The organism is Micropruina sp., from assembly GCF_027492755.1.
Lineage (GTDB): Bacteria > Actinomycetota > Actinomycetes > Propionibacteriales > Propionibacteriaceae > Micropruina.
In genome coordinates this window covers 1-12,025 of the sequence record NZ_JAPUED010000053.1, presented here as the reverse complement: position 1 = coordinate 12,025, position 12,025 = coordinate 1, and the positions used below count along the sequence as shown (strand labels likewise).

The following is a 12,025-nucleotide window of genomic DNA, read 5'->3' as shown; positions in this document are numbered from 1 at the left end:
CAAGCCCGGATGACCGGAGGCAAGCCCGGATGACGACGGGGACGGGCCCGCGATCACGTCGAGGTGGTCGCGGGCCCGTCACCGGGTCAGGCGGCCTGCGAGCGGTCCTTGACGAACAACCCGTAGGACAGGGCGCCGACGACCAGCAGGATGCCACCGATCACGAACACGCCGGTGAACGAGCCGGTCGCGGCCAGCACGGCACCGGTGATGATCGGGGCGACCGCGGCACCGATGAAGCCACCGAAGTTCTGGATCGCGCCGAGCGAGGCGACCTGGTTGGACGGGGCGACGTCCGCGGCCAGGGTCCACAGGCAGCCGATCGGTACCTGAGCACCGAAGTACCCGACCGACAGCAGGAAGATGACCAGCGGCACATTGGTGACGAAGGCGGCGGGAATCACGGCCGCGGCGGCCAGGATGGCGCCACCGGCGATCGGGATCTTCCGCGCCAGCACGGTGTTCATGCCGCCCTTGACGAACTTGTTCGACAACCAGCCACCGAACAACACACCGGCGATACCGGCCATATACGGCACCATGGCGACCCAGCCCATCTGGCTCAGCGTGAAACCGAGCTGCTGCTGCAGGTAGCCCGGCAGCCAGGTCAGGTAGACCCAGATGGTGTAGAAGATGCCGAAGGCGCCGAGGATCATGAACCAGGTGTTCGAGCGCTTGAACAACTCACCCCAGCTCGCTTGCGCCTCCGCCTTCTTGGTGGTCGACGTGCCCTCGGCGTTGCCGTGGATGGCGACCATCTCTTGCACGTTCGGGTCCCGGTAGAAGCGCAGCCAGAACGCAACGACGACGAAGCCCAGCGCCGCGATGATGATGAACATGCCGCGCCAGCCGATGACCAGCATCAGCGCGACCAGCAGCGGCGGCGCGATGGCGTTGGCGATCTGCGAGCCGGTGTTGACCACCGCGACCGGCATGGCCCGGTCCTTCTCGTGGAACCAGCGCTGGTTGACCTTGAGGCCGGCGGTGAAGAACGGCGACTCGGCGATGCCGAGCAGCACCCGCAGGGCGTACATCACGCCGAACGAGCTTGCCAGGGCCATCAGGCCACCGGCGATCGACCAGCCCACGGCCGCCCAGGCGAACATCTTCTTCGGGCCGAACTTGTCCACCAGATAGCCGGCGGGCAGGTTCGCGATCGCGTAGGGCCACGAGAACGCCGAGAGCAGCAGGCCCATCTCGACCGGCCCGAGGGAGAACTCCTTGGCCATCGTGGTGTTGGCGATGCTCAACGTCGAGCGATCCAGGTAGTTGACGACGCCACCGATGACGAGCAGGGTGACCGCGGTCCACCTCAGCGTATTGATGGCCTTGGGTAAGGGAGCTGCGGACGGTTCCGCAGTTGGCGAGGACATTGACCACTCCTTCGTGAGGTCGGGTGAAATGGAGAAATCTCTTGGTCGTGTTCTGGAGCACAGCCCCAGGCACTGCCAACGGCTGTGATGCACCCGACCGGGCACACCATCGACCGAGCCGATGGCGATGACAGCGCCGTTTCACGGGCCGCCGGCTCACCGGGTCAGGTGGTCGACATTGCTCTCATCTACGAACACCCTAGTACATGATTTCACTATTTGTCACGTACTCGTTCAAACTCTCACAGATTCGCACTCACTCGGAGTGTCGGCCGTCATCGCACGGCGGCGAGCTCCAGGTCCACGCCCAGTTTGCGCAGGTCGTCCGCCGTCTCGCCGGCCAGGCCGGCATCGGTGATGATCAGATCGAGACGCTCCAATCCGAACACCTTCACCATCGACGATGCCCCGTACTTGGTGCTGTCGGCCAGCAGCACCGAGCGGGTGCTGGCCGACAGTACGGACTGCTTCAGCAGCGCCTTGTCCGAGGACGGCGACGAGACGCCCTTGTTGATCGACCAGCCCGCGGTCGACACGAAGTAGGTGTCGATGTTCAGCCGCGACACCGTCTCGGCTGCGAGCAGGCCCTGCGCGCAGCCGGCGGCCGGATCGACGTTCCCCCCGGTGTGAATGGTGGTGATACTCGGCTCGCGACACAGCGAGTTGACGATCAGGAAGTCGTTGGTCACCACCGTGAGTTCCTTCATGCCGGCCAGCAGCGGGACCAGGCTGTGCGTGGTCGTTCCGGCGTCCAGGTAGATGACCGAGCCGTCTTCGACATGACTGGCGGCGGCCCGCGCGATCGCCCGCTTGCGGGGCAACTCAAGGCCGATCCGCGCCGAATGATCCAGCGGCGCGCCATGCCCCCCGGCCTCCGCCTCGACCAGCCGGACGCCACCCTTGACGCCGACGACCAGGCCGTCACTCTCGAGTTGGCTGATGTCCCGGCGAATGGTCATGTGCGAGACGCCCAGCACCTCGGCAAGGCTGCGGATGCTGACGATGCCGTCGCGGCGCAGAGCGGCAAGGACGCGCGCCTGTCGTTGCTCGGGGATCAGCGGGGCACTCGACATGACAGTCTCCTCGGGTTGCTTTCATCGGCCAGCTGGATGTTCCACCCTGTTACAGTTTGTGCTATGATTCACATATGTTCACAAAGCAGACTCATCTCGAATCAATTTACTCCACCGGCGCGTTCCTGATCCTGCGCCTCAACGACGAGGAGGAGACCTATCAGGTCGCCAAGGCCGCCATCGCCGGCGGCATGCGTGCCCTCGAAGTCACCTACTCCGTCCCCGGCGCACTCAACCTCGTCGCCCGGCTGACCAAGGAGCACCCCGACGTCCTGATCGGCGTCGGCACCGTGATGGACGCCCCCTCCGCCTTCGCCGCGTACCAGGCGGGCGCTCGGCTGATCGTCAGCCCGCACTTCAACCCCGAGCTGATCACGGTCGGCAACCGCTACCAGTGCGTCGTCGCCAGCGGTGCCTTCACCCCGTCCGAGATGGTGGCGACCGCCGAGGCCGGCGCCGACATCGTCAAGCTCTTCCCGGCCGAGGCAGTCGGCCCGGCCTACCTCAAGGCTGTGATGGCTCCGCTGGCACACCTGCCGATCGCTCCGACCGGCGCCGTCAACCCCGGCACGGTCGCCGACTGGTTCGGCGCCGGCGCCTGCGCGGTCGGGGTCGGACGCTACGTGTCCGGCGCCCATCGCGAGTCGGGCAACTACGACGACGTGAGCGTCGCCACCCAGACCCTGCTGGCCGCCATCGCCAAGGCCCGGCAGAGCTGACCTCTCCCGTCTGCTGAGTGAGGCGGCGGGCAACCCCCGCCGCCCATCGCAGCCGATCGACCTGCCTGGGCAGACCCCAACCGTCCACCCCAATCCGCGGAACGACGGTTCCGCCAGCAACCAACCACGAACCACCGGCGGCACGACTCCCGCCAACCCACCCGCACAAGGAAGTGAAGGGATCCATGAACTCCAACTCATCGGCCAGCGACTCGGGCGTGACCCTGTGCATGGACGCCGGACAGTCCGGCGTCCGCGCCATGATCCGAACCGGTGACCGGACGTCGGGGCAGGTCGAACTGCCCGGCGTCGTCAATGACGGCACGCTGGTGGCCCAACTCGCCGCCGCCACCATCGCCGCGCTTTCCCAACTCGGGCCGAGTGCGGCCGAGGTCGACCAGGTGGCCATCGGATCCACCGGATTCCAGGACGACGACGCCACCCCGCTGCTGGAGGCGCTGCGCCCGCTCGGCGTCCGGCGCGTCCACCTGGCCCACGACTCGACAACCAGCTATCTCGGCGCCCTGGGAGACCGTCCCGGGGCGGTGGTCGCGGCCGGCACCGGGGTGGTCACTCTGGGCGTCGGCGCCAGAGAGGTGGCCCGAGTGGACGGCTGGGGCTACCTGATGGGCAACGCCGGCGCGGGCAGCTGGATCGGCCGGATGGCGATGACGGCGGTGATGCGCGCCTATGACGGACGCGGCCCGGCCACCGCGCTGACCGACCACATGCGCGAGCTCTACCCCGATCTGGAACTGGCTTACCTGCAACTGGCCGCCGATCCCGAACGGGTGCCCGTGATGGGTCGCTTCGCCATCCGGGTCGCCGAACTGGCCGACAGCGACGAGGTGGCGGCGTCCATCTCGGCCGACGCCGGACGCGAACTGGCCTGGTCGGCGGCGACGGCGCTGCGCCGAGTCGGCGAACTCGACCGGCAGGCGCCGGTGGCCTGCCTGGGCAGCGTGTTCAAGTCGGCGGCGATTCACCGGGCGTTCACGTCCTCACTGGCCGAGGTGGCGCCGCAGGCCCGGATCGTCGACGCCGCGGGGACGTCGCTGGAGGGTGCTGCCTGGCTGCCCGTGGTCGAAGAGGCGTCCCCCCTCGGCGGGCGGATCGCCCGCGTCGGCTGAGCCGCGCGGCGTCGACGGGCGCCCGCCACTACAGTCGGACATCGTGACCAGCAGTGACGGCCCCGTCGGTATCTTCGACTCCGGTTTCGGCGGCCTTACCGTCGCCCGGTCGGTGGTCGACCAGATGCCGAACGAGGACGTCATCTACCTCGGCGACACCGCCCGTGCTCCCTACGGCACCAAAAGCCTGCCCGAGGTGCGCGAGTACGCCCTGGAATGCCTCGACCGGCTGGTCGACCACGACGTGAAAGCCCTGGTCATCGCCTGCAATTCGGCCTCCTCAGCGGTGCTGCGGGACGCTCGGGAGCGATACAGCGTCCCGGTGGTGGACGTCGTGCTGCCGGCCGCTCGCCGCGCCGTCCGGGTGAGCCGGAACGGACGGATCGGCGTCATCTGCACCTCCGCGACCGCCTACTCCCGCTCCTACGACGATGCGCTGGCCGCGGTGCCCGACGTGGAGCTGTTCACCTCGCCGTGCCCGCTGTTCGTGGACTTCGTCGAGGCCGGGGTCACCGGCGGGCCCGACCTGGAAGCCATCGCCCACGACTACCTGGAACCGCTGCGGCTGGCCGGCATCGACACCCTGATCCTGGGCTGCACGCATTATCCGCTGCTCACCGGCGTCATCAACTACGTGCTCGGCGACACCGTCACCCTGGTCTCCTCCGCCGAGGAGTGCGCCAAGGCGACCTGGACGACACTGAACGAACTCGGCCTGCTCAACCACGCGCCCCGTGAGGCCACCCGGCGGTTCCTCACCACCGGCAACCCGGAGAAGTTCCAGGGCATCGGCAGCCGGCTGATGGGCGGCTTCGTCACCGACGTACTCGGCGTGTGGTAGCCGGCTGAGCCCCCTCGGCTCAGCCGGCCACCTCGGCCCCCTGGCCTCTTCTCAGCCCCGTCGCCGGCGTCGCGCGACCAATATCGTGAGTCCGCCGAGCATGATCAGCGCGGCACCGCCGAACAGCATCCCGAGCTGCGCCCCGGTACCCGTCTGCGGCAGCGGCGGCACGACCGGCGGCACCGGATCGAAGGTGTTGGTCGCCACGATCTCGACCGTGGAGCCGCGCCCGACCCTCACCTGCCCGGGCTCCACGCGGGTCGCGTCCGCTCCCCCGTCGGCGGTCTCGGTCAGTTCACACGTCGCACCGGTCGGCAGGTCCCCGAACGACCGGCTGAGCCCGCTGGCCTGCGAGAGCGTGAAGGCTCCGCCGCCGGGCAGCGTCACCGGCACCGTGGCGCCGTCCACCTCGCGGGTACAGCTGAGCTGGAATCCGAAGGCCGCGTCCTGCGGCGCCGAGCCGACGATCCGTTTGGTGACCTGCAAAGCCCCCAGCTGGAACTCGTTGGTGACGGTCACCGTCACAGGCTGCTGCGCCGATTCGGCGGTCACCCGGAACGCGCCATCCGGAGCGATGGTGGTCGCGTTCGCCCCGCCCGAAGCCGTCTCGGTCACCGTGCACAGCGACGGCACGTACAGGTTCTGCACAGTCGTCGCCAGGGGCTGCCCGCCGCCGAGTTGGACGTCACCGTCGTAGACCGAGCGCCTCGACTCGGCGTCGACACAGGACAGCCGGACGGTGAACGGGCCCGCACCGTACAGTTCGGCGCCCGGACCGGTCAGCTGCTTGGTGACCAGCACAGCGCCGGTCGGGAAGGTGTTGCGGAACATCACCTCGTTGGCCACGCCCTGCTCGCCGTCGGCGTGCAGGACCAGCGGACCGATCGTGGCGTCACCGGTGATCGGCGGCTCGGACGCCGGCGCCACCACCTCCGACGTGGTCGACGACGCGTCGTCGGTGTCGGTTTCGGTGGCCAGACACGACGACGAGGCCGGCAGGCCGCGGAACGTCGCCGTCTCCCCGGCGGAGAAGGTAGCCGTCATCGGATGGCCGGCGGAGTACCCGTCGGCGTAGACCGGTTCCCCCAGGTAGGTGCAGGTCACGGCGAAACTGAACGGTCCGTAGCCGGTCGAGTTGCCGTCGGCGTCCACGCCGCCCTGCGGCACCGTTTTGGTCAGCGACAGCGACGCCTCCACGTAGGTGTTGGTGGCGATCACCACCGGCACCGTCTGGTCGTCGCGGACGATCGTCACCGTGGTCGCCGAGAAGGACGGATTGCCCGCCGCGGCGAGGTCCTCGGTAGCGGTGCATTCCGAGCCCCACGGAATGTCGGTCAACTCGGCCGACTCCCCCGCGCGCAGAGTCAGCTGGGCCTGATCGCCGAGATCCACCTCCTCGCGCAGGCGTTCGTCGTCGGGTACCGAGACGCACTGCACGGTCAGCCGGAATTCCTCCGGCGCGTACTCGGCGGCCGGGCCCTCGACCAGCTTCTGCACCCGCAGCGGGCCGGTCGCCAGCGCGACGCCCACCTTGTTGCCCTCCGACTTCGGTGACAGGCCCTTCTGGCCGCCGTCATCGGTTCGGGCGGCCGCTGCCACCGTGTTCCAGGCGATGGTGTCCGCACCGGCCGCTGGGGACTGCGCCGGCGTGGTGGTGATCAGATCGACCTTCACCCAGCCGGTCGGCCGCAGCATCTGATCGAAGAAGTCGGCCTGGAGCATGAGGGCGGTCGCGCCCGCGGGCAGTGGGATCTCGCGGCCGATCACCGGATCGTCGATCTCGCCGAGCAGGGTCCAGGCATCGTCCGGGCAGGACTTGCCCAGCTCGAGATCGTCGGTGCAGATGTCCTGGTCGGTGTCGTAGAACACCCGCACCGCACTCACCCTCCCACCCTCAACCCCGGCGTACCGCAACGCCTTCGGACGGGGTTGCCACCGGCTGTCCCGCGGCAGCGGGGTGATCGCGCCGACGTCACCGGGCACCGGCAGCCGGTCGATGGCGTACACCCGGTCCTGCGGCAGGTTGCCGGTGTTGGTGAACGTCATCCGCCAGATCTCGTCGCCACCCGGCTTGGTCACCGGCACGCAGCCGCCGGTGTAGAAGCCGTCCGCATCGGCCTGGCAGCCGGCCGGGTTGTCGAGGGTGTTGAGCACCCCGAGACCGTCGCCGTCGGCGGCACGCACCGCCTTGCTGTTGGCCAGCGCCCCGCCACGGATCGGCGACACCGTGGTGCTGGCCCGGCACTCGCCGCTGGCCTCGTCCAGGTCGGCGTCGCAGGAGTCCCAGGGCCGGTCGCCCACAATGCCGGTGGTGTTGGTGACCTGGGTTTGCCCGGTCAGGCCCGGACGGAACCGCATCGCGACGGTGATCGTGTAGGTCTGGCCGACGTCGAGCACGCTGCCCCGGGGGAACCGGAAGGTGAGCAGGGTCGCAGTTTCGTCCACGTTCACCTGGGCGCCGTCGGTGGGCATCGGGGTGCCGTTCGCCGGATCCGCCGCGGCGCCATCCAGGGCGTAGCCGTACGGGCTCTCACCCTGCCGCGAATCCAGGATCAGCTGCGGGCCGCCATCGTCGCTGGGGATGCGGTCGGTGATCACCGGGTTGGTGATCGGCGTCGCCCCGGTGTTGGTGAACGTCAGGGTGTACGGAATCACCTGGTCGGGCGGGTAGTTGCCGGTCGGCGACTTGGTGACCGTCACGCCGTTGAGCGAATGTTTGTACACGATCGTGTCGGTCGCGTCATCGGTGGCCGACAGCGGGACGCCGTTGACCGTGTCGGCCGCCCGGTTCTCGCCCTGCACCGTGTTGGACGCCTCACCCGGCGCCGCTTCGCCGGGTGCCGCCGCGTTGCCGGTCAGGTCGCTCAGCACCGGGCCGCCGGTGCGCAGCTCGGTCCGGCGCTGCACCTGCAGGTCGACCTGCTGGACCGGTGCCGACGGGTTCTCCCAGATGGCGCCGTCGGCCCGGGTGAAGGTGAACCGCAGCCCGGTCACCTGCTCGGCCGTCACGCCCGCCGGCAGGCTCAGCGCGGTGGCCGGCGTCCCTTCGACCCAGGAGCCACCGGTGCGCTGCACGTCGTCGCCGACCACGCTCAGGGTGCCGCCCACGAAGGCGTCGACCTGGACCCGGTCGATGGGCGCGGTGAAGCTGAACGGGCCGAAGCCGACGAAGTCGTACTGGTTGAAGAACGTCGTGTCGTCGTCGGTCAGCCGCATCCAGTTGGTCCGCGACGGCCCGGACGGCTGCCCGCTCAGCGTCAGGGTGACCGGGTTGCGGTCGGGCTCGGTCTGGCTGTCCGGATCGAAGGCCTTGCCGACCTCGAGCCCCAGGCCCTGGGCCCGCAGCGCGATGTCGGCGTCGTCGGTGTCGGTGCTGGTCACCGGATCGACGCCCGGGTAGCCGATCAGGTCGTCGCCTTGGGTGCTGGCCTCGTTGTCGACAGTCGCCGGCGCGGTCACCGGTTCGCTGGTCGTCCGGTCGGTCGCCCGGAGCCGGGTGTCGGTGGTCACGATGGCATGCGCGCCGGAGGCGATCCGGCCCTCGTAGACCAGGGTGTAGCCGACCACGTCGGCCAACTCGGCCTCGGAGGCCGCCAGCGCCTCCTCCCGGGTCAGCTGCCGGGTCCCGCCGGCCAGCCGCAGGGTGATGGTCACCGTGTCGGCACCGATGTCGGCGGGGTCGGTGATCGTCACGAAGCCCTTCAGGTTGAAGGTGTCGAACGGGTGGGTGGCACTGTCCGGGTCGGGCTCGGTGAGGGTGAGCCGGTCGATCTGTCGCGGTGTGGTGTTGTGCGCGTTCAGGCTCAGCCGGCCGCTCGGATAGTCACCGGGGAAGCTGGCGCTGCCCTGCGGTGGGACGCCGAGCGGGCCCCCGCTCCAGCTCTTGTCCAAGGTCACGCTGACCGGCACCTTGGTGATCGTGGCGATGTCGGCGTCGGTGTCGGACGCCACCACCTCGTCGTCGACCAGCCCGTCGGCGCGGACGGTGTTGCGCACCTCGCCGGCACTGCCGTCCACGTTGTACTCGTTGCCCGCGATCACCGGCACGTCGGGATCGGAGCGCAGCTCGTCGCGCAGCCGGAACACCAGGTGGATCGGCCGGGTCGCCTCGAACGACCGGGCCACACCACTGCCGACCGGCGGGGCGGACGGGTTGTCGCCGATCCGGTCGCCACGGGTCGGGCTCTCCTCGAAGACCAGCCGGACACCGATCACGTCGCCGCGAAGCTCCTCCGGCACCTGGTAGCCGGGGAAGGTTCCGTCGCAGGCGTCCGGGCAGGGGTCGCCCGGGGCGCGGATCCAGCTGTTCGTCGACAGGCTGAACAGTTCGACCCGGGCCACCCGGTCATAGCTGATCAGCGGATCCCGGGTGGGCGTGATGGGGTCGACCCTGACCAGGTCGAAGGCGTCGAAGGCGCTCGAACTCAACCCGGACGCCGACGGGTTGTTGGTGTCGGCGACGATCACCCGGTCGAGGTGGGAACGCCCGCCGGTCGACCAGCCGACGGTGGCGCCCAGCTCGGACCCGGTCCGCTCACCGACCGCCTTGGGGTCGTCCCAGTCCTTCTCCACCAGATCGCCCTGGCCCGGCGTGGGCGGAGTCAGGTCGATCGAAGGGCAGGGCGCGGTCTGGATGGCATCATCAGCACTCACGTCACCGGACGAGGCGTCCGCGCGAGCGCAGTTCTGAATGTCGTCGAGGTCGCTGCCGGCCAGTTCGGGACGCAGCGCGAAGTTGAGGTTCGGAGCCACCGCGGTGCCGGGCGGGAACCCCGTCTCGGATTCATAGGAGAACCGGATTCCACCGGAGTTCTCGATCACGTCGGCCGGCAGATCGGCGGAGAAGATCTGGGGTCCGGCCAGGTTCACCATGCCCGGCACGTCCACCCAGCTGTTCGTCCGGGTGTCGTAGTACTGCACGGTCAGCGTGGCGTCGTCCGGAATGGGGGTCGCCACGATCGACGACGGGGCGAACGCGTCCCACCAGGGGCTGGCGCCCGGCTGAGCGGGATCCTGCACGATGATCTGGTGGGCGTCGGTGGTGGAATCGGGGAACGGCTTGAGCTTGCCGGTCAACTGCACGGTCGCGGTCTCGCCCGGAATGGACAGGATCTCCGACGGCGAGATCTTCTTGTCCACCTCCACCGCCAGCCGATCCACGATGGTGGTCAGCGTGTCGTTTGCAGTGTCCTCGCCGCGGTAACCGCCCTCGGCGGTGGATTCGGCCAGCACCGTGTTCGGGTGCTTCACCTCCTCGGCGGCCTGCTCGGCGTCGGCGGTGACCACGAACTCGATGTCGGCCTCGGCACCGGGAACGATCGCGCCGGTGAACTCGACGGTGAAGCCCACCGGCTGGCGTCCCTCCGGCGGGCCGGGCAGAGTATTGGGCCCAGTGGCCTCCAGGGTCACCGGCGGGCCTTCGGCGAACGTGTAGGTGACCGTGGCGCCGGTGGCGCCCCTGGGCCAGGTCGCTTTGCCCCAGCCGGAGAAGGTCAGCCCGTTGCGGAACGGATTGGGGTCGGCGCCCGGCTCGGTCAGCCGCAACGAATCCAAGGTGCGGTTGCTGGAGTTGGTGGCGCCGATGGTGACCGTGCTCTGTTCGCCGACGCCGATGATGTCGGGATCGAAGCTCTTCCTGGCGTCCAGCTCGATCTCGGCCGAGGTGACGGTGTAGCTGTCGTCGGCGGTGGCCGCGGGTGACCTGTCGTCACCGGCGACGACCACCGTCGACACCCGGTTGTCGATCCGTCCCGGTTCGATGCCGTCGCGCTGCTCCAGGCCCACATCGATCGACCCGGACGCCCCGGGCGCGATACCGCTGCCCTGAGTGCTGATGAAGTGCACCCGGAGGCCCTGGCAGTCCTCGGCGGCCACCCCACCCGGCAGCCTGGCCGGTGGCGCGCCGGCTGCGCCGTTGACCCAGGCGCCGTTGACGTAGCAGTCCACCTGCACCTGTTCGGCGCCGCTGGGCAGGGTGACATCCAGGTCGCCGGTGAGTGCCAGCGACTCGAACGCACCCGGCGGGTTGGTCGGGTCGGTCATCACGATCTCGTCGACGGCGACGTTGGAGGTGTTGCGGCCGGTCAGCCTGAGGGTGGTCTCGGTGCCCGGGCTGGCGATGCCGCTGCCGGGCCTGAACTCCTTATCGGTGGACGCTGTCAGCTTCTGCGGAATGGTCGGCACGACGGTGAAGTCGTCGTTGGCGGGCTCGGTGTTGGTGCCGTCCACCGCAGCGGTGTTGGTGAGGTCTTTCCCGTTGAGTTCGGCCGGAATGTCGGCGTCCACCACCACCGGGATCTGCACGGTGATGGTGTGCCCCGCACCGATCCCCTCGCTGCCGGCCGGGTCGAGCAGCGGCTCGGTGAACTTGACGGTGATCGTGTCGCCGTCCACGCTGGCCGTCCCCGAACCGGAGGGCAGCACCGCGACGTCTCTCGCGTTGCCGTCCAGCGAGATGCCTTCGGGCAGCGCGTCGGTGAGTTCGGCGTTGGTGCAGCCGGCCTCGGCGGAGTTGTTCGAACAGGTCAGCGCGATCGTGTAGACGAAGGTGTCGCCCGGCGCGACCGTGTGGCCGTCCTGCCAGCCGGTGACACCTTTGTCGATGGTCAGGAACCCGGCCGGTTCAGCGGCAGCGGTCTGGGCCACGCCCACGATCGAGCCGAGTGCGAGGACCAGCGCCAGCAGCAGGCGCAGGCCGGAGTGGTGACGACGGCGACGTGGGGGTACGACAACAGAGCGAGGGGCGGCGGACATGTCCGTCTCCTAAGCGGGGGTGAACCTTACTTGCGCGCGGGGTGAACGCGCTGGCGACATGCTGACGCAGGCATTGATCGCAACCAAATTCGGATCATGATATGGACTGTCGCAAGGCTCGGACGCGACGCGACGC

The 12,025-nt window shown here is 69.2% G+C and carries 6 protein-coding genes; 3 read left to right on the top strand and 3 right to left on the bottom strand.

The window, feature by feature from the left end:
• Positions 1–86: 86 nt before the first annotated feature.
• Both Q0066_RS03410 and Q0066_RS03405 read right to left on the bottom strand, forming a co-directional pair.
• Positions 87–1,373 (bottom strand): MFS transporter, encoded by a 1,287-nt coding sequence (locus Q0066_RS03410; protein WP_298130056.1) that lies wholly within the window; start codon positions 1,371–1,373, stop codon positions 87–89.
• Positions 1,374–1,648: 275 nt separating this feature from the next.
• A complete protein-coding gene (locus tag Q0066_RS03405) occupies positions 1,649–2,446 on the bottom strand; it encodes a DeoR/GlpR family DNA-binding transcription regulator (RefSeq protein WP_298130054.1) in 798 nt (265 codons plus the stop codon).
• Positions 2,447–2,520: 74 nt separating this feature from the next.
• Here Q0066_RS03405 and Q0066_RS03400 point away from each other — a divergent pair, with 74 nt between their 5' ends.
• From Q0066_RS03400 to murI, 3 genes are all read left to right on the top strand, one after another.
• A complete protein-coding gene (locus tag Q0066_RS03400) occupies positions 2,521–3,165 on the top strand; it encodes a bifunctional 4-hydroxy-2-oxoglutarate aldolase/2-dehydro-3-deoxy-phosphogluconate aldolase (protein WP_298130051.1) in 645 nt (214 codons plus the stop codon).
• A gap of 185 nt (positions 3,166–3,350) precedes the next feature.
• Complete coding sequence (locus Q0066_RS03395) at positions 3,351–4,295, top strand: BadF/BadG/BcrA/BcrD ATPase family protein (RefSeq protein ID WP_298130049.1); 945 nt, start codon at positions 3,351–3,353, stop codon at positions 4,293–4,295.
• Positions 4,296–4,335: 40 nt separating this feature from the next.
• Complete coding sequence (gene murI / locus Q0066_RS03390; protein WP_298130080.1) at positions 4,336–5,136, top strand: glutamate racemase; 801 nt, start codon at positions 4,336–4,338, stop codon at positions 5,134–5,136.
• Positions 5,137–5,187: 51 nt separating this feature from the next.
• Here murI and Q0066_RS03385 read toward each other — a convergent pair whose 3' ends face one another.
• Complete coding sequence (locus Q0066_RS03385) at positions 5,188–11,889, bottom strand: DUF5979 domain-containing protein (protein ID WP_298130046.1); 6,702 nt, start codon at positions 11,887–11,889, stop codon at positions 5,188–5,190.
• Between the last annotated feature and the right edge of the window lie 136 nt (positions 11,890–12,025).

Excerpts from the sequence above, each read along its gene's own strand:
- Q0066_RS03400 (WP_298130051.1), top strand. The coding sequence starts at position 2,521 with ATGTTCACAAAGCAGACTCATCTCGAATCAATTTACTCCACCGGCGCG.
- Q0066_RS03410 (WP_298130056.1), bottom strand. The coding sequence starts at position 1,373 with ATGTCCTCGCCAACTGCGGAACCGTCCGCAGCTCCCTTACCCAAGGCC.
- Q0066_RS03405 (WP_298130054.1), bottom strand. The coding sequence starts at position 2,446 with ATGTCGAGTGCCCCGCTGATCCCCGAGCAACGACAGGCGCGCGTCCTT.
- Q0066_RS03395 (WP_298130049.1), top strand. The coding sequence starts at position 3,351 with ATGAACTCCAACTCATCGGCCAGCGACTCGGGCGTGACCCTGTGCATG.
- Q0066_RS03385 (WP_298130046.1), bottom strand. The coding sequence starts at position 11,889 with ATGTCCGCCGCCCCTCGCTCTGTTGTCGTACCCCCACGTCGCCGTCGT.